This is a genomic window from Streptococcus parapneumoniae, assembly GCF_037076355.1.
GTDB classification, from domain to species: Bacteria; Bacillota; Bacilli; order Lactobacillales; family Streptococcaceae; genus Streptococcus; species Streptococcus parapneumoniae.
This window is the reverse complement of sequence record NZ_AP026968.1, coordinates 1,201,308-1,227,460: the sequence shown is the minus strand read 5'-3', so window position 1 is coordinate 1,227,460 and position 26,153 is coordinate 1,201,308. Positions and strand designations below refer to the sequence as shown.

42 protein-coding genes are annotated in these 26,153 nt (G+C 38.6%); 33 read left to right on the top strand and 9 right to left on the bottom strand.

The window, feature by feature from the left end; genetic code table 11:
* Positions 1 to 72: 72 nt before the first annotated feature.
* The 4 genes from SP4011_RS06455 to SP4011_RS06440 all read right to left on the bottom strand — a co-directional run bounded on the left by SP4011_RS06455 (position 73) and on the right by SP4011_RS06440 (position 3,530).
* Positions 73 to 642 (bottom strand): CYTH domain-containing protein, encoded by a 570-nt coding sequence (locus SP4011_RS06455; protein WP_338618368.1) that lies wholly within the window; start codon positions 640 to 642, stop codon positions 73 to 75.
* Positions 643 to 774: 132 nt separating this feature from the next.
* Positions 775 to 1,920, bottom strand: a complete 1,146-nt coding sequence (locus SP4011_RS06450; protein WP_338618366.1) for a site-specific integrase — start codon at positions 1,918 to 1,920, stop codon at positions 775 to 777.
* A gap of 194 nt (positions 1,921 to 2,114) precedes the next feature.
* Positions 2,115 to 2,711 carry a CD20-like domain-containing protein gene (locus SP4011_RS06445; RefSeq protein ID WP_016397645.1) on the bottom strand — a complete coding sequence of 199 codons (597 nt, stop codon included), beginning with the start codon at positions 2,709 to 2,711 and terminating at the stop codon, positions 2,115 to 2,117.
* A 54-nt stretch (positions 2,712 to 2,765) separates the two neighbouring features.
* Positions 2,766 to 3,530 carry a S24 family peptidase gene (locus SP4011_RS06440; RefSeq protein ID WP_338618363.1) on the bottom strand — a complete coding sequence of 255 codons (765 nt, stop codon included), beginning with the start codon at positions 3,528 to 3,530 and terminating at the stop codon, positions 2,766 to 2,768.
* Between the two features lie 153 nt (positions 3,531 to 3,683).
* On the opposite strand from SP4011_RS06440, the gene SP4011_RS06435 reads away from it, so the two are divergent.
* Both SP4011_RS06435 and SP4011_RS06430 read left to right on the top strand, forming a co-directional pair.
* Positions 3,684 to 3,821 carry a hypothetical protein gene (locus tag SP4011_RS06435; RefSeq protein WP_000969962.1) on the top strand — a complete coding sequence of 46 codons (138 nt, stop codon included), beginning with the start codon at positions 3,684 to 3,686 and terminating at the stop codon, positions 3,819 to 3,821.
* 169 nt (positions 3,822 to 3,990) lie between these two features.
* Positions 3,991 to 4,185 (top strand): hypothetical protein, encoded by a 195-nt coding sequence (locus SP4011_RS06430; protein WP_338618360.1) that lies wholly within the window; start codon positions 3,991 to 3,993, stop codon positions 4,183 to 4,185.
* Here SP4011_RS06430 and SP4011_RS06425 read toward each other — a convergent pair.
* On the bottom strand, positions 4,169 to 4,945 hold the full coding sequence (locus SP4011_RS06425) for a DUF4393 domain-containing protein (RefSeq protein WP_338618358.1): 777 nt from the start codon (positions 4,943 to 4,945) through the stop codon (positions 4,169 to 4,171). The two genes, SP4011_RS06430 and SP4011_RS06425, sit on opposite strands and share 17 nt — an antisense overlap.
* A 90-nt stretch (positions 4,946 to 5,035) precedes the next feature.
* Between SP4011_RS06425 and SP4011_RS06420 the strand changes: the two genes are divergently transcribed.
* The 3 genes from SP4011_RS06420 (at position 5,036) to SP4011_RS06410 (ending at position 5,654) form a co-directional block, all read left to right on the top strand.
* Positions 5,036 to 5,179, top strand: coding sequence for a hypothetical protein (locus SP4011_RS06420; RefSeq protein ID WP_194282332.1), 144 nt, complete (start codon positions 5,036 to 5,038; stop codon positions 5,177 to 5,179).
* 22 nt (positions 5,180 to 5,201) lie between these two features.
* Positions 5,202 to 5,408, top strand: a complete 207-nt coding sequence (locus SP4011_RS06415; RefSeq protein WP_338618352.1) for a helix-turn-helix transcriptional regulator — start codon at positions 5,202 to 5,204, stop codon at positions 5,406 to 5,408.
* A 75-nt stretch (positions 5,409 to 5,483) separates the two neighbouring features.
* Positions 5,484 to 5,654: a hypothetical protein gene (locus SP4011_RS06410; protein ID WP_261080331.1), complete on the top strand. Its 171-nt coding sequence runs from the start codon at positions 5,484 to 5,486 to the stop codon at positions 5,652 to 5,654.
* Here SP4011_RS06410 and SP4011_RS06405 read toward each other — a convergent pair.
* Complete coding sequence (locus tag SP4011_RS06405) at positions 5,647 to 5,886, bottom strand: hypothetical protein (protein WP_261083671.1); 240 nt, start codon at positions 5,884 to 5,886, stop codon at positions 5,647 to 5,649. The two genes, SP4011_RS06410 and SP4011_RS06405, sit on opposite strands and share 8 nt — an antisense overlap.
* A gap of 68 nt (positions 5,887 to 5,954) precedes the next feature.
* Between SP4011_RS06405 and SP4011_RS06400 the strand changes: the two genes are divergently transcribed.
* Complete coding sequence (locus SP4011_RS06400; RefSeq protein WP_338618346.1) at positions 5,955 to 6,095, top strand: hypothetical protein; 141 nt, start codon at positions 5,955 to 5,957, stop codon at positions 6,093 to 6,095.
* Here SP4011_RS06400 and SP4011_RS06395 read toward each other — a convergent pair.
* Entirely contained in the window at positions 6,061 to 6,240 is a 180-nt protein-coding gene (locus SP4011_RS06395) for a hypothetical protein (RefSeq protein ID WP_338618344.1), read from the bottom strand. The two genes, SP4011_RS06400 and SP4011_RS06395, sit on opposite strands and share 35 nt — an antisense overlap.
* Positions 6,241 to 6,357: 117 nt before the next feature.
* Here SP4011_RS06395 and SP4011_RS06390 point away from each other — a divergent pair, with 117 nt between their 5' ends.
* The 17 genes from SP4011_RS06390 to SP4011_RS06310 all read left to right on the top strand — a co-directional run bounded on the left by SP4011_RS06390 (position 6,358) and on the right by SP4011_RS06310 (position 16,361).
* Complete coding sequence (locus SP4011_RS06390; RefSeq protein WP_218757089.1) at positions 6,358 to 6,504, top strand: hypothetical protein; 147 nt, start codon at positions 6,358 to 6,360, stop codon at positions 6,502 to 6,504.
* Position 6,505: 1 nt separating this feature from the next.
* A complete protein-coding gene (locus SP4011_RS06385; protein WP_338618341.1) occupies positions 6,506 to 6,667 on the top strand; it encodes a hypothetical protein in 162 nt (53 codons plus the stop codon).
* Between the two features lie 116 nt (positions 6,668 to 6,783).
* Positions 6,784 to 7,074, top strand: coding sequence for a hypothetical protein (locus SP4011_RS06380; protein WP_020903598.1), 291 nt, complete (start codon positions 6,784 to 6,786; stop codon positions 7,072 to 7,074).
* Positions 7,075 to 7,084: 10 nt separating this feature from the next.
* Positions 7,085 to 7,432: a hypothetical protein gene (locus tag SP4011_RS06375; RefSeq protein WP_338618338.1), complete on the top strand. Its 348-nt coding sequence runs from the start codon at positions 7,085 to 7,087 to the stop codon at positions 7,430 to 7,432.
* On the top strand, positions 7,413 to 7,604 hold the full coding sequence (locus SP4011_RS06370) for a hypothetical protein (RefSeq protein WP_050253754.1): 192 nt from the start codon (positions 7,413 to 7,415) through the stop codon (positions 7,602 to 7,604). The genes SP4011_RS06375 and SP4011_RS06370 overlap by 20 nt, the downstream gene beginning before the upstream one ends.
* Positions 7,605 to 7,976: 372 nt before the next feature.
* Entirely contained in the window at positions 7,977 to 8,318 is a 342-nt protein-coding gene (locus tag SP4011_RS06365; RefSeq protein ID WP_338618335.1) for a hypothetical protein, read from the top strand.
* Positions 8,318 to 8,797: a siphovirus Gp157 family protein gene (locus SP4011_RS06360; protein ID WP_338618333.1), complete on the top strand. Its 480-nt coding sequence runs from the start codon at positions 8,318 to 8,320 to the stop codon at positions 8,795 to 8,797. The genes SP4011_RS06365 and SP4011_RS06360 overlap by 1 nt, the downstream gene beginning before the upstream one ends.
* Before the next feature lie 222 nt (positions 8,798 to 9,019).
* A complete protein-coding gene (locus SP4011_RS06355) occupies positions 9,020 to 9,508 on the top strand; it encodes a hypothetical protein (RefSeq protein WP_338618331.1) in 489 nt (162 codons plus the stop codon).
* Positions 9,477 to 10,664: a DEAD/DEAH box helicase family protein gene (locus tag SP4011_RS06350; protein WP_338620408.1), complete on the top strand. Its 1,188-nt coding sequence runs from the start codon at positions 9,477 to 9,479 to the stop codon at positions 10,662 to 10,664. Before SP4011_RS06355 ends, SP4011_RS06350 begins: the two co-directional genes overlap by 32 nt.
* 2 nt (positions 10,665 to 10,666) lie before the next feature.
* Positions 10,667 to 11,464 carry an AAA family ATPase gene (locus SP4011_RS06345; RefSeq protein WP_338618329.1) on the top strand — a complete coding sequence of 266 codons (798 nt, stop codon included), beginning with the start codon at positions 10,667 to 10,669 and terminating at the stop codon, positions 11,462 to 11,464.
* A gap of 19 nt (positions 11,465 to 11,483) precedes the next feature.
* A complete protein-coding gene (locus SP4011_RS06340; RefSeq protein WP_338618327.1) occupies positions 11,484 to 11,993 on the top strand; it encodes a hypothetical protein in 510 nt (169 codons plus the stop codon).
* A gap of 18 nt (positions 11,994 to 12,011) precedes the next feature.
* Positions 12,012 to 12,833: a bifunctional DNA primase/polymerase gene (locus SP4011_RS06335; protein WP_338618325.1), complete on the top strand. Its 822-nt coding sequence runs from the start codon at positions 12,012 to 12,014 to the stop codon at positions 12,831 to 12,833.
* A gap of 41 nt (positions 12,834 to 12,874) precedes the next feature.
* The gene (locus tag SP4011_RS06330) at positions 12,875 to 14,164 is read left to right on the top strand and encodes a virulence-associated E family protein (protein WP_338618323.1); all 1,290 of its coding nucleotides are present in this window, start codon (positions 12,875 to 12,877) and stop codon (positions 14,162 to 14,164) included.
* A gap of 679 nt (positions 14,165 to 14,843) precedes the next feature.
* Positions 14,844 to 15,569, top strand: coding sequence for a DUF1642 domain-containing protein (locus SP4011_RS06325; RefSeq protein ID WP_338618321.1), 726 nt, complete (start codon positions 14,844 to 14,846; stop codon positions 15,567 to 15,569).
* Entirely contained in the window at positions 15,569 to 15,715 is a 147-nt protein-coding gene (locus SP4011_RS06320) for a hypothetical protein (RefSeq protein ID WP_338618319.1), read from the top strand. The genes SP4011_RS06325 and SP4011_RS06320 overlap by 1 nt, the downstream gene beginning before the upstream one ends.
* On the top strand, positions 15,712 to 15,972 hold the full coding sequence (locus SP4011_RS06315) for a DUF1372 family protein (RefSeq protein WP_338618317.1): 261 nt from the start codon (positions 15,712 to 15,714) through the stop codon (positions 15,970 to 15,972). Before SP4011_RS06320 ends, SP4011_RS06315 begins: the two co-directional genes overlap by 4 nt.
* Positions 15,969 to 16,361, top strand: a complete 393-nt coding sequence (locus SP4011_RS06310; protein WP_172922637.1) for a YopX family protein — start codon at positions 15,969 to 15,971, stop codon at positions 16,359 to 16,361. Before SP4011_RS06315 ends, SP4011_RS06310 begins: the two co-directional genes overlap by 4 nt.
* 20 nt (positions 16,362 to 16,381) lie before the next feature.
* Here SP4011_RS06310 and SP4011_RS06305 read toward each other — a convergent pair whose 3' ends face one another.
* Positions 16,382 to 16,735 carry a type II toxin-antitoxin system PemK/MazF family toxin gene (locus SP4011_RS06305; protein WP_338618312.1) on the bottom strand — a complete coding sequence of 118 codons (354 nt, stop codon included), beginning with the start codon at positions 16,733 to 16,735 and terminating at the stop codon, positions 16,382 to 16,384.
* Complete coding sequence (gene mazE, locus SP4011_RS06300; RefSeq protein WP_001098943.1) at positions 16,719 to 16,934, bottom strand: type II toxin-antitoxin system PemI/MazE family antitoxin; 216 nt, start codon at positions 16,932 to 16,934, stop codon at positions 16,719 to 16,721. Before mazE ends, SP4011_RS06305 begins: the two co-directional genes overlap by 17 nt.
* 129 nt (positions 16,935 to 17,063) lie before the next feature.
* On the opposite strand from mazE, the gene SP4011_RS06295 reads away from it, so the two are divergent.
* The 10 genes from SP4011_RS06295 to SP4011_RS06250 all read left to right on the top strand — a co-directional run bounded on the left by SP4011_RS06295 (position 17,064) and on the right by SP4011_RS06250 (position 26,148).
* On the top strand, positions 17,064 to 17,492 hold the full coding sequence (locus SP4011_RS06295) for an ArpU family phage packaging/lysis transcriptional regulator (protein ID WP_001165368.1): 429 nt from the start codon (positions 17,064 to 17,066) through the stop codon (positions 17,490 to 17,492).
* Between the two features lie 1,366 nt (positions 17,493 to 18,858).
* On the top strand, positions 18,859 to 19,299 hold the full coding sequence (locus SP4011_RS06290) for a terminase small subunit (protein ID WP_419992028.1): 441 nt from the start codon (positions 18,859 to 18,861) through the stop codon (positions 19,297 to 19,299).
* On the top strand, positions 19,277 to 20,575 hold the full coding sequence (locus SP4011_RS06285; RefSeq protein WP_338618307.1) for a PBSX family phage terminase large subunit: 1,299 nt from the start codon (positions 19,277 to 19,279) through the stop codon (positions 20,573 to 20,575). The genes SP4011_RS06290 and SP4011_RS06285 overlap by 23 nt, the downstream gene beginning before the upstream one ends.
* A gap of 11 nt (positions 20,576 to 20,586) precedes the next feature.
* A complete protein-coding gene (locus SP4011_RS06280) occupies positions 20,587 to 22,056 on the top strand; it encodes a phage portal protein (RefSeq protein WP_338618304.1) in 1,470 nt (489 codons plus the stop codon).
* Entirely contained in the window at positions 21,965 to 23,593 is a 1,629-nt protein-coding gene (locus tag SP4011_RS06275; RefSeq protein ID WP_338618302.1) for a minor capsid protein, read from the top strand. Before SP4011_RS06280 ends, SP4011_RS06275 begins: the two co-directional genes overlap by 92 nt.
* 1 nt (position 23,594) lies before the next feature.
* Complete coding sequence (locus SP4011_RS06270) at positions 23,595 to 23,753, top strand: hypothetical protein (protein ID WP_296171966.1); 159 nt, start codon at positions 23,595 to 23,597, stop codon at positions 23,751 to 23,753.
* 54 nt (positions 23,754 to 23,807) lie between these two features.
* Positions 23,808 to 24,095 (top strand): hypothetical protein, encoded by a 288-nt coding sequence (locus tag SP4011_RS06265; protein ID WP_338618295.1) that lies wholly within the window; start codon positions 23,808 to 23,810, stop codon positions 24,093 to 24,095.
* A 20-nt stretch (positions 24,096 to 24,115) separates the two neighbouring features.
* Positions 24,116 to 24,379, top strand: coding sequence for a hypothetical protein (locus tag SP4011_RS06260; protein WP_262081566.1), 264 nt, complete (start codon positions 24,116 to 24,118; stop codon positions 24,377 to 24,379).
* A 336-nt stretch (positions 24,380 to 24,715) separates the two neighbouring features.
* Positions 24,716 to 25,300 carry a DUF4355 domain-containing protein gene (locus SP4011_RS06255; RefSeq protein ID WP_338618292.1) on the top strand — a complete coding sequence of 195 codons (585 nt, stop codon included), beginning with the start codon at positions 24,716 to 24,718 and terminating at the stop codon, positions 25,298 to 25,300.
* A 5-nt stretch (positions 25,301 to 25,305) separates the two neighbouring features.
* A complete protein-coding gene (locus SP4011_RS06250; RefSeq protein WP_173278533.1) occupies positions 25,306 to 26,148 on the top strand; it encodes a N4-gp56 family major capsid protein in 843 nt (280 codons plus the stop codon).
* Positions 26,149 to 26,153: the final 5 nt, after the last annotated feature.

Sequence of the window (26,153 nt, the reverse complement as noted above, 5' to 3'; positions counted from 1 at the left end):
TTTGCCTTACCTATATGAACTGGGATTTGTGTATTTTTATCTTTTCTATTTTACCAAAAAATGGAGATTATTTCAGCTATTTTTCATACTTTTGACAAATCGAACCAATTTTGAGGGAGCTTTTTGATAAGAAATCTGATTTTTCTCTAAAAATTGCTGGAAATTCTGTTTGCCTTGCTCATGATTTTCCACTTCAAGCTCCAATTCGTAATCCGTCATATCAAAGTATTGACTTTCATCCAGAGCCATGAGACCGATAGCTGTTTGCATTTCATAGCGAAGCGTTGTTAGACAACCAAGAACCTGCCATTCACTAGTTTGGATACCATGTTTAGCCAATTCATCAAGAACCAGCCCTTGAGGAAGTTCTTCCTTACTCAGATAGTTCTCAGCATCTTTTAGTTGCAATTTTTGGTTGTATTCCATGTTCCCAACACTTTGTGGGACTTTGAGTGTCAATTCTGCCCAGTCTTCAAAGGTTCGAATGCGCATAGCAACTTTCTTTTCTCGCAGTTCAAAATCAGGTGTGTCCATGTAGTAATTTTTTTGAAGAACAGGAGTGACACCTGTGAACTGGTCTTTTAGACGATCATACTCATCTTTTTTCAAGAGTGTTTTCAATTCAATTTCTAAATGTTTCATTTTTCTTACCTTTTCTTTATCGTTGAAAGCGGATTATGGTATAAACTGCTCACCTCTTCCTAGTCCCTTGAAATCAGTGGATTTCTAGCATGTCTACCAAAAGTGAATACGAGATTGAATACGGCATGACTTTTAGCTGGAACGGATGAAATCCATAAGCTGATCAACGACTTCAAAACGTTGATTATCATTGATGTGGGTATACATATCAAGGGTCGTTTGAACATTGTTATGACCTAATCTGTCTGAAATGATTTTGGCTGTAACGCCTGCTTCAAAGAGGAGAGAAGCGTGTGTGTGCCTGAAACCGTGAGGAGTGATTTTTTTGACATCCTTATGTTCACAAAAGAATCTTCTAAGTCTCTCTTTAACAGCTGAAGGCGAAATCCATCCTCCGAAACTATTCGTAAAGATATAATTCGAATCATGTTTGTAAGGCACACTAGCCCGAAAATACTCTTTTATCTGCTGACGCTTCCAGATTTTCAAAACGTTCAGAGTAGTGTCATCCAAGGTGATCACTCTCTTACTCATTTTGGTTTTAGGGTCCTGAACAGTTTGTTTTTTATTAACAACGATAGCTGTCCGAGAAATGCTTAATCGTTTATTTTCAAAATCAATATCTGACCACATGAGTCCAAGCGCCTCACCACATCTCAAACCAGTAAAAGCTAGCAAGTGATAAAAGGTATACTCTACAGGCTTGCAATCTACTCTGCAAACTTTAAGAAACTCTGTTAGCTCCTGTTTTGTATAGTGGTTCTCTTTGGCCTTTAAGGGCCTATTTTTAGGCTTGATAATCTTGTCTAAGGGATTTGACTTAATAATGTCAATAGAAGTGGCATACTTGAAAATACGGCTGATTACAGAGTAGTAATTGGCATAGAGGATATAGCGATTACTTAACTTGATAGCAACCTTTTGACAATAAGCTACACTGATCTGCTGGATTTTCATATCTGTAAAATATGAGTCAATCATAATATTAAGTTTTTTCTTAACGTTCTGATAGGTTGTTGGTTTTACAGTGTTTTTATAGCTATCAAGCCATAACTCAGCGACTTCAGCGAAAGTAGGATTCTGGAAATCTTCATTGTTTGAAAAACCATTTTCTTCAACATCTAAGAGTAGGTCACGTTCGGCTGCCTTGGCCTCTTTTATGGTTTTAAAACCACGTCGTGTTGTGCGTTTTTCTTTTCCAGTTGCAGGGTCTATACCCAGATATGTTTGAAAGAGATATCTAGTCTCTCCTTTTTTTGTAATATATTTTTTTATCATAAAAAGTCCTTTCTTTTCGATTGCTTGCCCGCATAGTTGAAAAGGTGTAGAACTTATGATAAACTATAGGTGTATTTTTTTATCATCCTTTCCATTGCTTGCTTGATGGAAAGTTAAATCCTCACACTCAAAGTTTGGCGATGGCGAGTGTGGGGATTTTTTTGAGTTGTTTCCAAAATGGAAACAGTTGGTTTTTATTCTAGACCTGAACTAACTTTAGAAGTCAACAAGAAAGAACCGTCGTCTTGTTTTGAAAACGAAAGAATAACGCTCTTGTATTTGCTACCAGTAGAAGTGTATGATACTGTCTTGCTGTCGTGGTCATTTACTGAACTAGTTGTTACATTGTTAGGTTCTCCGTGAACGCTAGCAACGTCATCGTAGTTAGTTCCACCAGCTCCATAGTTGATAATATCACCAACTTGAAGCGCATCAAACTGTTCTTTTGTCCAGTTAAATTTAGCATCTTCCTCTTTTTGAGATGATTCGATAGAAGAACTTACAGAGCTAACAGTCTCTTCAACGTTTTTACCTAGTTCTTTCAATGATTTAGCGTACATTGCTTGAGTTACTAATACAATAGCAATAGACACGACTGCTAGAACTGTCCCAATAATAGCTAGCGTTTTTGGTCGTTTTCTGTTTACTGCAAAACCAATTAAACCGAAGATGAGAGCTAAAATAGCTAGAATGAATGAAAAATTATTGATGATAGGCATCCATGAGCCAAGTAGAGCCAGCGCTCCAAAAATAATAGCTAAAATACCTAAAACTTTGCGTTCTTGTTTCATAATGAAACCTCTCTATCAGCTTTTAGTGTGGATCAGTTGTTGCACATATTTATTTTAATTTTCTCTGTATATACTCACGACTTCGCCGATAGTTCGGACGTCGTTGCTTTCGTCTAGGTGTATATCCTCATAATCAGGGTTAAGACTTTCTAAATACCCTTGACGTAGTTTCTTGACATAGTTGGCGCCGTCTACTTGGAAGATACCGATAGTGTTATAGTCAACCTGTGGGGTATTCTTGATAAAGAGGTAGTCGCCATTTTTTATCTTTGGCTCCATAGAGTTGCCGACGACATAAGCGATAGCGTCGTAGTTGTCTGGGATTTCATCCTCATAGAATGAAACCTCCATATCTAAATCGTCATCCTGTATCGAACCACTCCCAGCAGAGACAACCCCAGTAACACGTCGGTAAGTAGTCTGTCTGTAGTCGTCCAGTCTGATGATATTTTCCGATACTTCGTTTACCTTCGTTTTATCTTCGTTCTGCTCTTTCAGAAGATCCTCAGACGTTCGTAGAACGATTTTTTTATTTTCAGGGGATAATTTTCGAGCGGTGTTTGTGATTTCTTCTAAAAGGGAGTCTGACGGTTGAGCAGTAGAAATTTTGTTTTCGATAAGGTCAGATTTATTTATATTAAAATAGTTTGCCAAAAGTTCAATTTTACCAATCCGAGGATAAGTTATTCCTTTTAGCCAGTCGCGAACTGTAGTGTATTTCAAATCCAAGTCTGCACATAATGTATTTCTATCTACTCCTTTTTGCTCCATGTAAAAACTTAGATTATTGGCAAAAATTTCTTTGTTTTCGACTTTCATTTCCGCCCCTCCTTACATAGTATATTTTACGGCAAAAACGCAAAAAAGTAAAGAATAAAATAAAAAATTACGAAAAAAACGCAAAAAACACTTGACATTGCGGTTTAACCGCAGTATAATATAATCAAGCTTAAGGGAAAGGAGGTAAGGCGAATGATGGAACACATCATAAAAAGCCTAGCAACCAAGGACACTGCAACCGTCATCTTGGTACTAGGCTTAACCAGAGAAGCACGTTTGTGGCACAAACAAATCTTAGAACACAAACGTAAGCTTCAAAATAAAAAGTAGAGAAAGGGGCAATGCCCCAACCTCTACTTGATAGTGTACCATCATTTGCCGTGAAAAGCAATGGATGAAAATGTTGGTTTGATAATCTTAGCAGGATTTGTGATTGTATCTTTCACTATTCGTAAGATAGTGGAATACCGATGTGATAAAAAAGATAAGGAGTAGGAAAATGGATAGTGTTCTTTCAGCGATTCTCGTCTCAGTAATTACTTCATTTTTGGCGACGGCAATGCTATTGCGAGGATATTCGAATAGATTGACCGAAATGCTTGAAACTTTCTTCAACGAGGAATGGCAAGCAAGAAAAGAGCTACGAAAACTTGTTTTAGATACAATGGATAGAATTGCTAATAAATACAAATAGAGCAAAAGTTTTTACCAAAAGGTGTCAACGAAACGCTTTGTTTTGTAATATCTAATTCCAAGTTTTCTTCGTGGAGTAATTCTTTATAAAAATCTACCAATTGATTGTGTTCTAAATTGTGATATAAAGAATCATCTGCTAATGGATTGATGCGATTAACAAATATTAAACCTAGGCGTTCTAAATTTGAAATTGAAGATGAGTTATTATCTATAATTTTGATTAACTCATTTGATAAAACATCGTGTTCTGGTAAAAATACATTTGTCTTTAAATCTTTGTAAGCATATGTTCCAGGAGTGTTGCTTGAATACTTAGCTATAGGATACTTTTTATTATCAAAAATAAACCTGAGGTTTTTAGCATCTAGTGGGGATAATTGTTTAATAATCTCAATATACGAATGGTGTACAATATCATTTTTTGAGCTATCAAATGATGCAGCTAATAAAGACGCGAACATTTCTCTGATTTCTTCTTCATCAATATAAAACTTTGAAGCTTCTAGAGCAGGACCGATTATACTAAGCTTTGGTTCTTGTAGTTGTTCATCAGGGATTTTGAAAGCTTTGTTTATAAAGGATTGTGCGTATTTCACGTCATTGACTTCACGTTTTAAATTAGCTCTCATCAAGAAGCTATTTACTCCACCAAAAAAATACTTCCACGCTTCATTAAAAGTGTGAGCGGGAGCTTCCGCCCCTTTTGTAGCCATAGTAGTTGCAAAAGAAGTTAATATTGTTGGTAATAAATCATCCATTAGGAATTCCTCGTTTCTTAAAATTACTGCTAATGTAGCAGTTTATATAAAACAATACATCGGTCTTAAGACTGATTTTCGGAGACAATCATGGAAGATAAAATCATCGAACTTGCTGATTACTTCATCAGCGAAAACACAACGTACAGAGAAGCTAAAATAGCGTGTGAGAAGCTATTGAAACAAGTCAGTCATGAGATTGAACTCAGGGCGATGGAAAGTCAGATTAGATGAACTTAGATAAGGAGGTGGGAATGTGCCAAAAATGACTTTAAAAACACTAAGAACACTCAAGAATTGGAGACAAAGTGATGCAGCAGAAGCTGTGAATGTATCAGTTGATACTTGGGGACATTGGGAACGAGGAATAACAGAACCAAGTGTTTCAAAAGCATATCAAATCGCTAGTGTTTTCGAAGTATCAGTGGATGATATTATTTTTTTGCCCGACGTTGCGGTTTAACCGTAATTGTGTAATTAAAACAAAAAAGTACCTGACAGAATCAGATAATCAACAGAAAGATTTGAGGAGTAGGAAATGAAAGAAACAATAAACGAATTTCTAAAATTCAGAAGTCAATTTACAAAACGAGAATGGTTTGAAATTAACCAAGTTGTCGAAGCACGTTTAAATGAAAAAGCCGACCAGTTGAAACTGGACGACTTAGATTTAGAAATCATTTCTAAAAGACTAGAAAAAGTTATCTAGAAACGATTTGAATAAAGATTGGATGGATACGATAGTCAGCACCACGATAGTGAATGTAGATATAATCCTGATGGTACATCGAGTTTGCTTCAGGTTTAGAAATTGGTGAGTAGAGTTCTGCATTTTCTTCCCACCAAATGTAAGGACTAGCCATATTTGGTCCCATTACACAATCGTCTTCGGCTGATAGATTCACCCAATTTCCGCAAAGACATGCGTGAATTTCAGTCATAATATCACCTCCTTTCTGACTATATTATAGCAGAAATGGAAATTAAAAATAGAAAGGAAGACAGAGGGATGGCAAAACTGAATATCTCTTTAAGAAGTACGTCTGTAGATGACGCTATTGAAAAAATAGCTCGCATTAAAGAAGCACATCCAGAAGATGTGCTTCAAATAGATGTTACGATTCTGGATGATCACCTTTTAAATTCGTAACAGTTTTATAGAATCGCTTGTAGAATTGTTCAATGGCTTCTTCTGTTAATCCAGACTTTGGAACACTATGTGCAACTCGAGTATTAAAGTGTTCGACGGTAATTTTTGTAAGTTCTAAAGCGATTTCTTTGTCAGATAGTGTCATTAGATCTCCTCCTTTCTATTGATTATTTTGACTAAAACGGTGAGAGGTCCTAGTCAAGAGTATTATAGCAATTTAGGAGGATATTACATCAGTCTTGAGACTGATATAGGAGGTTGAATGGAAGATAAAATCATTGAACTTGCTGATTACTTCATCAGCGAAAACACAACGTACAGAGAAGCTAAAATAGCGTGTGAGAAGCTATTGAAACAAGTCAGTCATGAGATTGAACTCAGGGCGATGGAAAGTAAGACGAGGGTATGAAATGAGACCAATAGGATATCGGCTTAATGTTGAAGTTTCTGGTGTTGAAGAATTCAAGGAAGCTTGTAAAGAAGTATTTAAAAAAGCCGAAGAATTGCAAGAAGCAATCGATCGACTTAGTATTATTGAAGTTGAATTAAAAGCCAAGCTTGTCAATGATTAGACTTTCTGTCTAAGGCAAAACAAAAAAGCACCTGACGGCAATCAGGCGCATACTAAAACAATTTAAACCATTATATCACAAAAATGCTTGCCCGCATAGTTGAGAGGATGTAGAAAATGGAAGGTATCACGTTACAATTACGATTGGACGGCGAAAGTGCTGAATTGTTCACGAATCAATTATTGGCCTTTGCTGAAAAGCAAGTCAAGGAGCAGTTAGAGAATGATCGCATGCCAATCAATCAACAGGCTTTGATGAAGAAGTTTGGCTTCACTCATGGCTATATCAAAAAGTTAGAACGTAAAGGATTAAGATTTCGTAAGCAAGGGAAAGATATTATGTACGATGTCAATGATGTTTATGAAATTTTGGAATTAGAGAAAGAAGTACGAAAATTAAGAGCGTAAGGAGATAAAAATGTTTGAACCACCATTAGTTAGCCAATTATTAGGAACTGGCACAGTGATTTTAGGATTTATCGGTGCAGGGCTTCTAGCTCGTCAGATGGATAAGCAGGAAGAGGAGAAAATCCGCCAGAATGAAGAAGAGAGGCGAGAAGAGCAAGAATTTGCGTCTATGATTATCCAAGGCTACAACCATGCATACGAACGTGGTAGAGAGGCACAGCGTCAAGAAATTCGTGATAATATTCGTCGTCCGTTCAAGGGCTTTACCTACGACAACGAACCGCCTCAAGGCTTGCGTCCTGAGCATCTAGCCTTGCCAGAGCCACGGAGTGTACGATATGCAAATCGTATGGGATAGACAAGCGTGGGATTTGTCCACTTGCAAGCGTAGAGAGAAGATGCGTGATCTTGAGATGATGGCGCATATGCAACATGAAATCGATGATCTCAAGAAACAATTGCAACAAGAACAATCTTTAAGAAAGAGATTAGAAGCAGAAAATTTCCAACTGAAATTACGGAGGAAATGATGTATTTGTGGAAGTGTGGATGTTCAGAGTGTGGACATGAGTTTGATTGGTTCGATAGTTATCCACCTCTCGAATGTGTGAAATGTGGGAGTGTGGAAATCAAGTATGAATTTAAGGGAAGGGCGTATGATTAATAGATTTACATCATAGAGGAAAGTCATTTCTCAGAGCAGAAGTGACCGAGGAACAGAAAGAGCTTGTAAAGTTACTGGCTGATATTAAAGGAATTCCAACGCAAGAATTTCTTGGACAGGTTGTTGCTAATTTCGTAAACAACAACAGATAACTGATTGATAAATACCAAAACGATTTGAAGGCATTGGTTGAAGATGCAAGTTCAAACATGAATATGAAAGTATAAGGAGAGGACAAATGACTCAAGCGGAACGAATTAGGGAATATTACAAAGACCACCCTACTGCCTCGTATGATGAAGTTGCTGAGGCTATCAACACAACAAATAGCATTGTGAGGGCGAATGTATCTAAAGATATGAAGGCAGGTAGATGTGTCCGATTAGAAGATAAGTCTCTTGACTACTTACCTTACTTTAGTAAAACAGAAGAACTCATTGAACTAGTTGATTGGAAGAATGACACTAGACGCGAGTGGGTAGATATGTTGACACGAGCAGCAGAGAAAGAAACAGACAGCAACGTTATGCGTTTGCTAATTAAAGAAGCAAATAAATTGATGAAAGAGGTGACCAAGTAATGACAACACTTTATGAATTAACTGGGACTTTTAAACGAATCAATGACACGGAAGGATTAGACGAAGAGACAAAAGCTGACACTTTAGAGTCGATAGATTGGTCAAACGAATTCGAAGAAAAAGTCGAAAATACTGCTAAAGTTATCAAAAATAAAGAAGCTAGCAAAAAGCTGATCAAAGAAGAAATTGATCGTCTAACTGCTCGTTATAAATCATTAGATAATGATGTCGTATGGCTTAAAAGAAGTATGCAAGAAGCATTTGAAATTACAGGGCATGAAAAAGTTAAAGGTTTACTTTTCACTGTTTACATGGCTAAAAATCAACCTTCAGTCATTGTGGATGAGGATCTGCTACCTAAGAAATATTTTGTGATTGCAAAAAAACCTGACAAAAATGCTATCAAGGAATTGCTGAATGCAGGTAAGAAAGTCAAGGGGGCTACCTTGCAAGAAAGTAGAAGTTTGAGGATTAAATAATGGGAACTTTATTCGACCAAAAACCACGGGTGGAAAATATAGATTTCCCAGGGGAACGAATTGTATTGCATGCTCGTAATCTATGTGAAGTGTATAGTTTTTTAACTTTCGAACAAGCTCTACAATGCATCGAACTAGATTTTAAAATCGATGATTACGATGTTAGAGATGAGCAAATGGAAGGGTTCGGACACTTACTGGAAAATCTTATCGAGGTAATAAATGACCAAAATCTTAGCGATTGACCCGAGTAGTAATAAAATTGAAACTTCAACAACAGGAATTGTCTTATTAGACAATGCGAGATTAGTCGATAGCTGGGCAGTATCTTATGGTATGCGAGGTTTCGCTGATTGGTTCCATGAAATCGGAGAGAGTCTTGAATTTGATGTAGTCATAGTCGAGGAATATAAACCAAGAGACAATGATAAATCAAAAGATAATAGCGTAGCAGAAACTATCGCTTATATCCAGCTTTGTTATCCAGAGGCTATTCTTCAATTCAATGCAGGCTATAAATCAGATATTCCAGACGATCTTTTAAAAATCTTAGGTCTTTGGAAGTTTGAGAAAAGCCATCATCAAGACATTCGAGCAGCTGCAAGACTAGGTCTATTTTGGGCTATGAGGAATGATGTTGAAGAAGTAATTCAGGATATAGGAAAGGTGGTGAGCGAGTATCACGATAAGGCTAAGAAAGTGGCAAGCTGAAGCAGTTAAAAGAAGCGACCACTTATCAAATGGAATCTTTTTAGAGGCTCTTGGGGGCAGAGGTAAAACTATATGCGCCTTATCGATTGCAAAGCATAAGAAAGCAAAGAAAATCATCATCACAAATAACCGATTAGCCATTTTAAATGGTTGGATAGATGCCGTTAAATTTATGAAATTTGATGATGATGTTGAGGTTATCATCCAAACAGACAGGTATCTTCAAAATCAGGTCAAAAAGGGTCATAAATTAACCTGTGATGTGCTGATAATAGATGAGTGGCAGAATATGTCGTCTGATAAGCAAGTGGCCTTGTATCGCAAAATAAAGCGGAAATATACGATAGGTCTTTCAGCGACTCCAATCCGAAAAAAAGGTCAGAATTTCTACCCACTCGAAAAAACAGTTTTCGGATGGGCAACACCCAACAATAAATTTGACTGGCAAAAGACTCATGGAAAAATGGTCTATGATCCATTTAGTTATTCAAAGGAGAAGTGGGAAGATTTTAGAGATTATGAGAAATATATCTCAGATTTACCAAATTTCTTCAGATGGGAAGAAATCGAAGAAATCGAAAATGCAGTTGAAAACAACGGTTTTGAGATTAAGTTTTATCCAGTTAAGGTAGAATCAGGAAACACCGACAAGCTTACAGAATTTAGAAAGCTAAATCTTGTAACAGTTGACGGCAAGACCGCTATGGCCAAGCAATCATTTGGAAGAAAGACCTTTGAGCGCTATCTGAATCAAACAGGCGTAGAAATCGATTTTCCAAAACTAAAGCCAGTCAATGCTGATACGCCCCTGCTATTAAAATTAGATGGACTAATCGAACGAGCGCCACACGACATGTTGATTGTTAGTAAGTCCAAGCAGATTGTGAATGTTATCCGAGAACGCCATCCAGATATTGGCATCTGGACAGGGGATATTCAAGACGGTCTTGATAATAAAGTGGTCGTTGCTACCAGTCAAGTTTTAGGTGTTGGAGTGGATGGCCTACAACACAAATACCAAACCATCGTTGTTCTGGATCCTGTAGAAGAAGGTTCTGGAGAATATGATGATTATCGACAGTTGCTGTGGCGCATAACAGGAAGCCGGCAGCAGCACGATGTAAATGTAATTGAATTTTATTTTAAAGGAGTATGAATTTGTTTAAGTTACCAGAAAACAAACCTCGAGTCCCACGGGACACACCTCGAAACTATTTCATTTATGGCGAAACCATGAGTGGAAAATCCTATTTAGCAAATGAGTTTCCGAACCCAATCATTTTGAATACGGACGGAAATGCTGAGGCAAACAGCGTACCAAGTATTCAGTTGGTGAATGAAAAAGACCAGACTGGTAAAATTACGAACTCAGTCATTAAGCAATTGGGAGAAATCCTTTTGGCCCTTCAAACTCAAAAACATTCGTACGAAACAGTCGTTGTTGATGTTATCGATGATGTGATTGAGATGATTAAAATCGCAGCTTGTGATGAATTGACACCAGCTGGTAAACCAAGGCTGAAATCATTATCAGAAGTTCCATATGGCAAAGGGTACGATTTCTTTAATCAAGCAGTAACCGAGTTGGTTATTGACTTGAAGGCTCTACCGATGAACGTGATTTATATCAGTCGTCAGATTTCTGAATATGACGACAATGGTAATGCAACCAAAGATAAACCAAGTTTAAAAGATAAGTACGTTAACCTTATCAACGGTAATTCGGACTTGATGATCCATACTGAAAAAATTGGTCGCAATTATAACCGTGAGGTTGACCGCAAACGTAAGACTTACTATGCAGACCAAGTTGATGATAAAGAGATTTTGAAAATCTTGACAACCATCCGTGGTGCAGTTGAACCTGCACGAGTCAAAAAAACAGAAGTACCAAAAATTGAACCGACTGCCAAAGTAGAAAAAAACGAAGATGCAGCAGTTAAAGAATTATTTTAAGAATTAAAGGAGAAAACAAATGAGTTTATTAGATATCGCAAAATCAATCAAAAAAGAAGGCTTTGACCCACGTAAAGACAGCGCAAACGGACCCGGTCCGATTCCAGCTGGAACTTACCCAGTAGTATTGAAAAAAGCAACATTTAACGTCGCAGATAGCGGTTGGGAGAGTTTGGGTTATCAGTTCGAAATTCGAGGCGGAGACCATATCGGGCGTTCTGAATTTGCCACATTCGGGACTTTGACAGAGTGGAAAGGTAAGAGTCTTGAATGGGCAGTACAACGTACTATTAAATTCTTCCAAAAAACAATTGTATTAAGTGGTGACCAGGTTATGACCGATGATTTCGTAGACGGGAAGAGCATGGAAGAGGCGCTTCAACGTAAAGCAGTTGGCTCTTATTTCAATCTGATTATCACTGTAACTAAAGGTAAAGATGGTCGTGAGTTCCGTAGCTATGACCTTGAAGAAGATACCATGCAGCCTGTAAATGTAGAAGAAATTGAGGATGATGGTTTGCCATTCTAAGAAATAAGGAGTTAAGATATGCCGTCAATGAAAGAATACGCTTTGCAGTATCAAAAATTAGGCTTCTCAGTTATTCCAATCAATCCTAAAAATAAGATGCCATTGATTGAATTTGCTGATAAGCCTACCATGACTGCAAGTGAAATTGAAACCTTTTGGGACGGCTTTCCTAATGCCAATATCGCATTAAGGACAACCAATTTCTTTGTAGTCGATATCGACAAGCATGGCAAAGAGAACGGCTTTGAGTCGTTGAAAAAATGGAAACATCTGGATTTAATCGAACCGACGCTACAAGCCAAAACCGCTAGTGGTGGTAAGCATCTCTTCTACTTTAAGCGAGAAGATGAGCCGATTACTCAGATGATCAAATTTCTGCCTGGTGTCGATATCAAGGCTCATGAGAATAACTTTGTCTTAGTCGCTCCTTCAGCGACCGAGAAAGGTCAGTATGAGTGGGATTTAGAAAAATCAAAGGAAGGTGGGACAATCGTCACTCCTTCCAGAGATTTGATCCAAGCGATTAAGAAGCAGTACGGTGAAACTCACGGCTATAGATACGATGGTAAAGATGGTCTGAGGGATTTAGCTAGGCGGTCACAAACCAGGGAGAAGACACAAACGACCGAACTCTTTGAAACCATAGCCCTTGGTTTTGGTGATGAGGGTGGACGAAATGACAAATTAGCAAAATTCGTCGGTGGTCTCTTGTTTAGAGCGGTTGATGATGAAGTTGTTGTTCAGTTGGCTAGATTAGCGAATGTCAATAGTCCAAATCCTTTACCTGACAAAGAAATGATGCGAACAATTGAAAGTATGATTAAGAAAGATAGGAGGTGAGAGCAATTGGTAATGTTGTAAGTATTAATTCACAAGATACGATGATACTAACAGATAAAGGTGCGATTAAATCGAACAGTCCCAGCAATGTGTTACTTTCCTTTAAGGCAGATGATCAGCTTAGTATTTATTTGAAACACAATGAATTTTCACAAGAACATGAACTCCTAAAAGATATCAAAATAGGCAACACCCTTTTCAAAAAAGGGGAATTGCCTTCAAATTTTGACTCAGTTGTAAAAGTTTATTTTGAAAGTGTTTTGGGCGTAGCTTTTACCAATCAAGCCATGCTAGACGGTATGGAGACTTTCTTCTCAGAAAGAAGCTACAACCCGGTTCTAGAATACATGGAACGAGCAGAAGGAAGGTGGGATGGTCGTGAGCGTATTAACCAAATGCTTCAGGTCTATCTCGGTGCTGATGATAACCCCTTGATTTCTAAAATCGCTCAAATATGGTTAGTTGGTGCAGTTGCTAAAGTCTATGATCCTTACGTTAAATTTGACTATGTTCTGGACTTGGTAGGTGGTCAAGGTGTCGGGAAAACCTCTCTTCTCCAAAAGTTAGGTGGTGACTGGTATACCGATGCCGTTACTGATTTTACAAACAAAGACAACTACGACATCATGCTAAAATCCTTGATTGTCAATGATGATGAAATGGTTGCTAGTAATCGAATGAGTTTTGCTGAAACGAAAGCCTTTATCTCAAAAACAAGCTTACGTTATCGTAAACCTTACATGAAGCGTACAGAAGAATTCGCTAAGAACTTCATCTTAGCAAGGACGACGAACCAGAAAGAATACCTCAAGGATAAGACTGGGGAGCGACGGTTCTTATCTGTGATGGCAGATGCTAGCAAGCAGAAGAAACACCCGATGGAAATCGAACCTGAGACAATTGAGCAGATTTGGGGCGAAGCTGTCACAATCTATAAAACTGGTGTTGATTTGATGTTTGATAAAAAGACAGAAGAAGAACTGAACATCTATCGAGAACGGTTCATGTATCGTGATGAAGTTGAATTGCAGGTACTTGAATATTTAGATATGCCTGTGCCTAAAAATTGGCATAATTGGTCCATGCAGCAGCAACATCAATATACCTTTAAGTATTTTGATAACAATGGCGAGTTCGAACCTGGCGCTGAAAAACTATCGAAAGTTTCAACTCGGGAAATCATGTATAACCTATTTATGAGAAATTCAAATGATAAGAAACTCTCGACTAAAATCAATATGATTATGGACAATCATCCCGATTGGCAAAAGGGGCAGTTTCGAATCGGTGGAAAAAATACAAAAGGTTTTAAGAGAATTATACAAAAGTAGATCGGATACGTTTCTGATTTCTATCGGTTGCATCGGATGCACTTTAAAAAAAGAACGGTTGCATGTATCCGATATGCATCCGATAAAATGAAAGAACGGTTGCACCCCTAACCCCTTGATATTACTGGTTTTTTTAGACTATTTTTATATAATGCAACCGATACAACCGATATTTTATAAAAAGTATATTTAATAATAGTATATAAAGAGAAAGCCTATTAAATAAGGATTCTTAAAATTTACTTTTTACTTTTTGATTTCTATCGGTTGCACGGTTGCATTAAATTTTATTTGTAAAAAATGGAAAAAAATGAATAAACTAAGAACAGACGTACAGTGTCCGTTTTGCGGAAGTTGCTTCGTGAGATATGTTGGATCAGATTGGAAATCGGTTCGATGTTATGTGTGTAAACAACCATTGTTTTTGAAATATGCCACAGATAGACCGAATGGAGTTGATAAGAATAGTTTCGCAAGACTGGCACACGAACCGTTCAAGTGGAATGAGGATGTCATGAAATTTGATGAGGTATTTAGTTGAAGTATGATAAACAAACAGTCATAGACGGACTGAAACGCACAATTAAGCAAAACGAAGAAAAGATAGTCGAGTATTCGAAGCCGTGTGATGCACGAAAGAGAAATGAAGAATTGAAACAGAAAGTGAAGGAGTTGGAAGATGAATAAGCAGGAATTAAGAACGAATAAACAAGAATTAATTTCGAAATATGAGTTGCTTAAAAATAGCTATAATTTTAAAGTTGTAGCAACAGACGGTATAATAAGCGATTTGAAGCGTTTAGACGAACCAGAAACAGGTCATGCAGACGAAGCTCCACGCTATCTCAAGAACATATTAGCACGATTACGAGAACTGCCAGACCATGATCGTGAAGTTTGGCTAAAGGCTATCATGAGTGAATTTAAACAGGATTTTAGTCATGCAAAATGGCGTGAAGGTTATGAGCAAGGCAAACTTGAAGGTATGGTTGAACGTGAAAAAGTCAAAGTTAAGAAGTTTGTGGCGGATTGGTATGAGGAACACAAAGACGAATTTGAGTACAATGTGTGGGATTGGTTATCTTCAAAAAGCGAGTCGGGAAAGATTGATAGTAAGTTCGCTTTTTGGTTAAACGACGTAGATAATAAACCTATTCAAACCCTTGTCAACATGCACCAATTCGGCTACGAGGTCGAGGAAGAGAAAAAGTATTATGTAAGGTTTAAATGGATTGAAGACTCATATAGTTACTTAACCTTGATTAAGCACCTTCACGCTTGGACGTTAAAAAATATAACACTAGATAAAAAATTTCGTACAACTCACACCCGCAAACAACTAGAAGAAGCCAACTTCGGCTGGGTATTCGATTGCCCAGGGATTGAGATTGAGGAGGTGGAGTGATGGAAAGGATTACTATGATTACATTGCCCGACAAAGAATTTAACAAATTGAACAAGATTGTGTTGACAGTCAAAACCATGATTAATCGTGGCCTTATTGACAAAGAGCAGTTCAACAAAATTATGAATGAGGAGGTCACAGATTGAAACGATTCATAGCTATCTGGATTCTTGTCTCTGCTGGATTGAACATCTGGCAGATGGACAGGATTCGAGATTTGGAAGAGAAGAAACCGCTGGTTATCTATAAAGCCGATAACGCAGGCGCTGAGATATTCGGTAAAGTCCTTGAGAAAGGACGACAGGGGAAGCTATACACGCTTACCATTCGTGACTACGGGGTGTTTGTAGTTACGAAGGACGTGTATGAGAAAGTGAAAGTTGGGGATGAGGTGATGTTATGATACCAAAATTTAGAGCGTGGGATAGACTGCGAAAAGAAATGAATTACAAAGTCATGGTAGGCAATTGTGACACAGATGATGAAAACTGGACTTGTCCTGTCATTTGGATTGAAGATAGAAAAAAGTGGTTACATTTTGATGATTATGACTCTATCATGCAATCAACAGGACTCAAGGATAAGAACGGCAAAGAGGTCTTTGTCGGAGATATTATCAAATGCACAAGAGGATGTCCACATGAAGTGTATTTAGAAAAAGAATATGGTGGTACATTCATAGGTGGAATGCCAGCTGTATACCTAAAAGACTTGGGAGAAGGATATGCGTGGACTGAGCATGAAGAAGTCATCGGCAACATCTACGAAAACCCTGAATTTTTGGAGGAATAAAAAAGCCCAATCCATAAGGACTAGGCTTCAAAGATGAAGTTGTAGAGTTGGACAACCTTCTGAAAACTGGTTGTATCCATGGTTGTGATTTTTTGAGCCTTTCGCTCTCTAAAGTCAAAAGTATAGAGTTGGAGTGGATTGACAGAGCCATCTACCTTATTGGAACGCACTGGAACGAGCAGACCTTGTTCTTCTAGTCTGTTTTGACCGTGTGTAATAGGGCATACAGCAACAAATCCTGTCCGCTCCGAATACTCTCTACGAGAGACGACAATAGCAGGACGGCGCTTCTGAATCTCACGTCCAACAGACGGGTCAAAGTCAATCCAGATGATGTCCTGTTTTTCTGGAATGTAATCATATTTCGCTGTCAAGGAATCTTACCCCCTCAAAGTCATCTTCCATGCGTAGGTCTGCATCTCCATTAAATGGGTCTGGAATTTTTGGAGCTAGGACAATGACATTATCTACACCCTTGTAGACAAACATTTCCTGACCTTCTGGAACATTGAGTGTTTTCGGAATGGTCACAGTGACAGAGTTCCCAACCTTACGAGTTTTAACAGTATTCATTTGTTTCTCCTTTATTTTGTATACATCCAGTATACACCTAAAAAGGGAGTAAGGCAAGAAAAAAGCCAGCACAGCTGACTTCTCGTGTTATAGTTTCGCATAACTATTATATCATGAGGAGGAGTTCGTGTGCAAATAGAGTTATTGGATATCATCGATGAAAAGAAAACCAGAAAGGAAGCTATCAAAGTACTAAAAAAATACAGTCGTCTGAGACGGATAGCTGGAGAAGAATACGCTCCGAAAATCACAATATCCTACTCGCTGGAGCCAAGATCATCAAGTGGTCAGACAAGTAAGCAGGTAGAAAGCATGGTCTTGCGTAGAGTATCAGCACAGCAGGACTTAGAACTAATCGCTAAAGCAATCAACAATCTTTCCGATATGGAATACACACGTATCCTAATCGAACGATATTGCAGGAAGAAAAGGAGGGAAGACTACAGTATTTATTCAGAACTAGGCTACTCATCCAGTGAGTATTATCGGATATTGAACAAAGCTCTATTAGAGTTTGCAGAGTCCTATCAAGCCAGCAACCTTTTAGTCTATAAGTGATTTCTGGGAAAATCTTGGGAAAAATCTGGGAAAATCTTGGGAGAATTGGAACGGAAAAAGGTGCTAAAATAGTATTATCCAATGATTGGCAACGAACAGTCATGAGGACTCCTAAAAATACAGAGGCTTCGGCCTCTTAGACAGTAAGGACAGGTTAGCAGGTTGTTTGGGTCTCCTTGAAACTTTTACCAAGCGTACGTTTTACTGCTGACCAGCTGGTTCAATTCCAGCTACTGTCATTTGAGTGTTTGTGTCCCAGAATGGGGTAGGCAGTAGGCTTAGCATTCATATATCACTCATTAACTTAAAAATGGTTGCAGAAGTGACCGAACCTCGCATGGTTGCGTAGCTACTTATATCCTAGGTAAGTTATAAGCTAGAGGGTTTGATTCCCTCAGAGGTTTTAAATGACTACAAAAAAATAAATCAGAAAATTTATTTCTAATTAACACGCAAGGTAGTAGTCGCTTTGCATTTTTAGGGCTTAGCCTAGATAATCTGTGGTAACTCAGGAAAAGGATGTTTTTAAATCTATCAAACATCCTGCCAGAAATGGTCAATCTAAGCAATTTAATCTTAACTATTTCAATTTTGGAATAGGTGGGCGAAGTTAAAGCAGGGAGATTCCAACGGCAAGGTGCTGAGGAAATGCAAACGTGGCAGTTTGGCTGTGAAACGAGTCTATAAGAGGAAAGAGGTGTTTGGTTCGAGGTGCAACAAGAGCTTAATACCATATCTTACAAAAATTGGGCGCCTCCCAAAAGTATGTAAGGTGAGTTGATTGTCCGCAAAACAATCGATAACAAGCAGGCGCTGTGCATTTTGTTCTTCAAAAGAGAATGAAACACATGGCGATGCGTGTCTGTGATAGATGAAAGATGATTTTTATATTTTAAAAGCTATTCAAGATAGAAAAAACTCAAAAAAAGCAAAAGTCATCGCCCGTCGTAAACGAAAGTGTACTTCGGCAATTAGATTGCCTGCTCAAGTCTCGCAAGGATAAGAGTAAAGTCAAAGAGTAAAGCAGCTTAGACTTTTAGCGGGGTCTTCGTTAATTGAAAAATGGCTTAGTAGTTTGTGATGTAAGGAGTGATTGGTCTAACCAATCGTGCATGAGTGATACAAGTAGGAATATTTGTGGACAAGATAATAAACAATAAGTTATCAAAAGTCACTCACTTAAAGCAGTAGTCTCATGCTGGTTAATGGATATATGGTAGACGGATTAAGTTCTATTTAGGGAATTGAGACGTCACAGGTTCGAGTCCTGTCGTTCCAATTGCGATTTTAATTCGCAGTGAGAGGTCTTGAAAAGGTCACACATTGTGTGGCTTTTTTTGATTTTTTGAAAGGTGGTGATGGAAAATTGAGTGGATTGAGAATAAAACAAAAGAGATTTGCAGATGAGTACATCATCTCAGGTAATGCGACGGAAGCTTATAAGAAAGCAGGTTATAGTGTTTCTAGTGATAGAGTGGCAGGCGTTGAAGGGCATAAGTTACTAAAGAATCCTAAGATTAAAAGCTATATAGATGAACGACTGAAACAACTTGATTCTGAAAAAATCGCAGATCAGCAAGAGGTCCTTAGTTATCTAACATCAGTAATGCGAGGAGAGACGCAAGAACAGACCTTGATAAGCATAGGAGAATTAGGTCAAACGATTACGGATATTGATGTCGGAGCAAAAGATAGAATCAAGGCAGCCGAACTCCTTGGTAAACGGCATAGGCTTTGGACAGACAAGGTAGAGGCTGATGTTTCTGGAACGGTGGTGTTTGCAAATGAGTCAGAAATACCAGATTAAACAGAATGATATTGTTGTTGACCTACCTAAGACAGTAGGCGGGGGATACGGACAGTTCTGGCGCTCAAGAAGTCTTTATCGTGTAGTCAAAGGGTCCCGTGGTTCGAAGAAGTCCAAGACAACTGCATTAAATTACGTCGTACGTCTTTTGAAATATCCCTGGGCTAACTTGCTTGTCATTCGTAGATATTCGAATACGAACAAGCAATCTACCTATACGGATTTTAAATGGGCGTGTAATGTGTTGGGTGTGACTCATTTGTTTAAATTTAATGAGTCCTTACCAGAAATAACTGTAAAAGCGACTGGTCAAAAAATACTGTTCCGTGGTTTGGATGATGAACTAAAAATCACATCTATCACGGTCGATGTTGGTATTCTTTGTTGGGCATGGTTCGAGGAAGCATATCAAATTGAGACTGAAGATAAATTCAGTACGGTTGTTGAGTCAATCCGTGGTAGCTTAGACGTACCTGGTTTCTTTAAACAAATCACAGTCACATTTAACCCGTGGAATGAAAGGCACTGGCTCAAGCGTGTCTTCTTTGATGAAGAAACGAGACGAGCTGACACGTTCGCTACTACGACTACTTATAAATGCAACGAGTGGCTGGATGAAGTCGATATCAAGCGTTATGAGGATTTATATCATACGAACCCCAGACGTGCTAGAATCGTCTGCGATGGCGAATGGGGAGTTGCTGAAGGTTTAATCTACGAGAACGTGACTGTCAAAGAGTTCAATAAAGATGAATTACTACAAGATTCATCTAATAAATTATGTATTGGTCTTGACTTTGGTTTCACTCACGACCCAACTGCTTTGTGTTGTTCGCTCATAAACGATACAACGAAAGAGATTTATGTTTTTGACGAAGCGTATAAAGTCGGATTGATAACCAAAGAAGTTGCTAAGATGATAAAAGACAAAGGTTATCACCGCTCACGGATTATCGCTGATAGCGCTGAATTACGATTGATTGAGGAACTAAGGTCAGAATATGGTATAACTCGAATTAAAGAGAGTCGTAAAGGTAAGGATAGTATTATGGCAGGCGTGTCCAAGTTACAAGGATACGCTATTTATGTGCATCCAGATTGTAAAAACATCATGGATGAATTTTATAGCTATTGTTATCAACAAGACAAAGAAGGAAACTGGCTGAATAAACCAGAAGATAAAAACAACCACTTGATGGATGCTTTGCGCTACAGTCTTCAATGTATCGAAGGTGGGAAAGCAACCGTTCGCAGACGTTCTGATTATGGTTTATAGAGAGGAAAGACATGTACCAATATTTAACCTACCCACGAGATGGATATGATGAGGGTTCTTTGAAGAAAGACCTGATTTACAAATTGATAACGAAGCATAGCACTGAAGGCTCACGGTTGAAGAAGCTTAAAAGCTACTACTTGGGTGAGCATGCTATCTTAGATCACAAGAGACGCAACGAGAATGCACCTAATTACAAAACGGTAGCCAATCATGCCAAGGACATCGCAGACACGGCTACGGGCTATTTTATGGGCAATCCTATCAAGTACAATAACACTGCTGAAGGTGATATCGATGAACTACTGACAGCTTTTGATGGCGCTGAGATTGACCAAGTAGACGCTCAGAATGCTTTGAACATGGCTATCTACGGTCGTGCTTACGAGTACATCTATGCCAAAGAGGGATTGACTGAGTTGGACTCAACTAGTATTGATCCAGAGAATGCCTTCATGGTCTACGATGATAGCATTGAGCGGAAGCCTTTGTTTGCGGTCTACTACTATCAAGTCAAGGACGATACGAAAGATACTACTAAGTATCAGGCAGAAGTCTTTACCGAAAATTTGCACTATCATATGGTGCTAAGAAGTACAGATTCGGGAATATCTCAGATTGAAGAGGCAACACCTCATAATCTTGGCCAAATCCCAATTATCGAGTATCGCAACAATCACTTTTCGATTGGAGACTACGAGCAACAGATTAGCTTGATAGATGCTTATAATTCCTTGATGGGTAACCGTGTCAATGACAAGGAACAGGCAGTAGAGTCTATCCTTGTATTGTATGGTACGCAGTTAGCAGACACGCCAGAAGACGCTAAGGTAGCGATGAAGATTCTTTCTGAAGAAGGTCTTTTGGAATTGCCAGGCGATAGTGCAAGGGCTGAGTTCTTGAAGAACACGCTGGATGAAAGTGCTACGGAAATTTTGCGCACAGCATTGAAAGAGGATATCTACACATTCAGCCATGTGCCTAATCTGACTGATGAGAATTTCGCAGGGAATACGTCGGGCGTAGCCATGGAATTCAAGTTAATGGGTCTTGAGATGATTACTAAGACCAAGGAAGCGAACTACAAGCGTGGATTGCGTCAGCGTATTGCGATTTTTGCTCATTACTTGGGTATGAAGCAGATTGCTTTAGAGTCTCATTCAATAGTTCCACAGTTTAGCCGTGGTTTGCCTAAGAACTTGTTGGAAATCTCTCAGATTGTGAACAACTTGGAAGGTAAAGTGACCAATAGACAGCTTATTTCTCTCTTGCCGTTTGTGGAAGACCCTGACGCTGAGCTGGAAGCCTTGGAAGAAGAGAAAAAGAAGAACATGGAAGACATGCCGATGTTTAACCAAGACAACACGAAACCCGAAGATGAGGTAGAGGATGAAGAATCAGGAGTATTGGGCGAAGAGGAAAGCCAATCTGATTTACCAACAGATGGACAAGGCCGAAAAGCAGGCAGACAAGTTCGATAAGGTCTATCAAGAAGCTAAGACATACTTAGATAAGGAAATCAATAAGATTTTTGATAAGTTCCAACGTGATTATGGTTTAAGTCAGGTAGATGCTAGACAAGTCTTGAAGAACATGAAAGACAAGAAAGACTTGAAGGAACTTCGCAAGGTGCTTAAAGCAAGACCGAATGACCCAAATATCCAAAGACTACTGGCTGACTTAGATAGTCCGGCTTATTCTTTCCGTATGAAGCGCTTAGAGCGTTTGAGCGACGATTTAGATCGTATGCGTGAATCTATCTATCATTCAGAGAAGACGGGCTCAGACGCCTTTTATAGCGACTTTATGAAGGATAGTTACTACAAGGCTACCTTTGACCTGCAACAGCAGACAGGGCTAGCATACGGCTTTTCTGGGCTTCCTGAGAGCGAGATAAAACATCTACAGTCTTTTAGTTGGCTAGATGACGGAAGCACGTACTCTACAGATATCTGGAAGAATACAGGAAAGCTCACTTCTAGCATAAAAGATGAATTACTCATAAGCCTTATGACAGGCCGAGATATACGAGGAACTGCACAAGCAATTGCTGAGCGATTCAATGTAGGTCAGAATGATGCAAGGCGTTTGGTTCGGACAGAATCAGCCTTTTTTCATAACCAGATGGAACTACTCAGCTATGAAGAAGCAGATATAGAAAAGTATATCTTTGTGGCCGTCTTAGACAAGCGTACATCACGTATTTGTCAGAAGCATGACAATCAAGTCTACGACAGGGATAAGGCTGTCCCTGGTGTCAATTGTCCGCCTATGCACCCGTGGTGTAGGTCTACTACTGTCGGATACGATGAGGACGCAGACTACAGCAAACTGAAGCGTAGGGCAAGGAACCCTAAGACTGGTAAAGTCGAGTATGTGCCTGCTGATATGACTTATAAAGAGTGGTATAGAAAGTATGTTGCGGAACCACGAGAACGAGAATTAAGTGGTAGGCAATTTGGAGCAGACCTTGATTATGTGCGAAGCGATGAATTTGTTGACAAATTAAAAAATCACCCAAAGACCTCACATCTATCCGAACCTATCGCAAGAGTTTCAAGACAGATGTTGCAGCATAGAAACGGAACTCCATTTGAAGATTACTATTTGCTTAATGCAGATACAGGAAGAGTTGTTGCATTATCAAATAAAGCCAGAAAGACAAAAGGTGTAGTTTATAATGACCAAGTCAGAAGGGCTTTTAAAGAACAATCTGAACAAAGTCTTATTTCGATTCACAATCATCCATCTGGTTATCCTCCTTCGCTCAGTGACTTTGCTTCCTTACAACAACGGAATAAAAATAATACTGTAAAATATGGTTTAACGATAGGCCACGATGGAAGCGTGTATTGGTATACCAGACCCAATAAGAGGATACCAAAAATAGCACTCTCAAAATACTCTCACCAAATTGAAAAATTCAAAAAAATGGGTTATAATGAAGTTATAGCACAAGAGAAAACGCTTGAAATGTTTTCTAATCTGTTTGAATTTGAATTTGGAAGGATTGATTGACATGATTGAGAAGTATGATTATGATTGGCCAGAAGCCGAAGACGACAATCTGGATGAATTGTTAAAAAAAGCCTATGAACGAAATAAAAACAAAACTGTTGAGGAGTTAGATGACGAATGGGATGAATTTGTCAAGAATCTAAAACTTGAAACGATTTAGAAAAGCACCTAGAGAAATCTAAGTGCTTTTTTCGTGCCCAGAAAGGAAATTTTAATGAACAAGTATAAAAAATTGATAGAATTGATTGAAGATAACGGACTTGAAATACAATCGAAGGAATGTTACGACTCACGGAGTGCTTGGACTGGAAAAAATTTGTGGATTGTTGATAAGAAGAAACAAAATAAAATTTTTGATTTATCGGGTAATGGTTATTGTTTTCATGACGATAAAGTTGATGAAGCCGTTGAAGAAGTTGAAAAGTATTTGTCTCTTAAAAACATGGATACTTTTGATGCTTTCAAAGAATGGGTGGACAAGAATGCTAAGCCTCGAAAATGATGAATAGAAAGGAGCGAGAAATGAAATACCGTAAAAAGCCAGTAGTGGTTGAAGCCGTGCAGTTTTTAGATACAGAAGAAGCTATAAATGAGCTATGTGATTTTGGATTAGATCCAGTACGGATTGATTACGCAGACTTAAAAAATCCTCTTTTAAAAATCGAAACGCTTGAAGGATTGATGATTGCGACAGAAGGGGATTACATTATTAAAGGAGTTCAGGGCGAGTACTATCCATGCAAACCTGACATTTTTAAAGAAACATACGAAAAAGTAGAGGAGTGAAAACATGTTTATCTGGGATTGGGTATCAATTTTATTTGGTTGGATTATATTTTTTGCATTAATTTTGTTCGTAATAATTAAATTATTCGAAGTAATCTCAGCAGTAATTTCAACTCTAAAAGTCGGAATTGAATACAGAAAGAAACTGAAACAATTGAAAAATAAATAACCTAACCGCATCGAAATCAAGGCGGTTTTCTTATGCTCTAACCGTATGGAATCCCGTACGGTTTTTATATTGTCCAAACTGTACCGATGACATTAAAAGCTGTACTGTTCCGTCGCCGGACGTAAAGCGAGATTATCGAGTGGCGACGTAATCGCTGGAGGACAATTATGTCAGAAGAAATCAATGCAACTGTATCTACTGAATCAACTGAGACTGTCGACACTCAAGAAAATGTTGATACGGTGCAAGAAGAAAAGCACGAACGAACTTTCACTCGTGCTGAAATCGGTAAGATGCTATCTGCCGAACGCTCTAAATGGGAAGCTGAGCAGGAAGCCAAGGAAAACGAAGCTAAGAAACTTGCCAAGATGAACGCTGACGAGAAACAGAAATATCAGTTGGATCAGCGTGAGCAAGAACTAGCTGACCGTGAAAAGGCGATTGCTCGCAAGGAATTGACCGCAGAAGCTAAAGCAATGCTAAGTGAACGTGACTTACCTGTTGAGTTAGTGAATGTAGTCGATTTGACAAGTGCAGAGACGGTATCGCAGTCTGTCGCTGTATTGCAGAAATCATGGGAACAAGCCGTGCAAAAAGGCGTACAAGAAAAGCTAAAAGGTGGAGCTCCTATGAAGCAAGCACCAGTCGATAGTGACGGTATCACAAAAGAAGAATTCGCTCGTATGGGTTATCAGAGTCGAAATGAACTCTATCAAAATAACCCAGAACTCTATAAGAAATTGAAAGGTTAAAATAAATGACAGCAGGACAAACTAAATTAGCCACTATGGTTAACCCAGAAGTGATGGCGGACATGGTTTCCGCTAAACTACCTAAATTGATTAAATTCACTTCACTGGCTTATGTGGAAACAGCACTCCAAGGCCGACCAGGGAATACTCTAAAAGTTCCAGCATGGGAGTATGCAGGAGATGCTGCAGAGGTTGGAGAAGGTCAAGCTATTACTCTAGACCAACTATCAACAAAAGAAAAAGAAATGACTATTAAAAAGGCTGCTAAAGGTTATGAAATTACCGATGAAGCTCTTTTGTCAGGTCTTGGTGACCCACTAGGTCAAGCTACTTATCAGCTTGGGTTGGCTATCGCTAATAAAATTGATAACGATTTGGTGGCAGTAGCGAAAACAGCAACACAACACGTTGCAGACGCTCCTACAACTATTGAGGCAATCGATAAAGCTCTTGATATTTTTGAGGATGAAGAAGATGCTCGATATGTTGCTATTATCAACCCTAAAGATGCTATTAAGCTAAAAACTGCAGTAGCGAAAGAATGGACTAAGGGGTCAGAGATTGGTGCAGATATGGTCGTTTCTGGAACCTTTGGTGAAGTTGCCGGTGTGCAAATCGTCCGCTCTAAAAAAGTTGATGAAGGCAAAGGATTTATCGTCAAAGTCTCTCCTAGCCAAACTCAGACAGACGACGCTAATAAATACGGTGCGTTTGTTATCATGATGAAACGTGACGTAGCTATCGAAACAGACCGTGACATCATTAAAAAGACAACGGTTATCACTGGTGATGAACACTACGGCGTTTACCTATACGACCCTACACGAGTTGTAAAATTCGGTGAGTAAGAGGT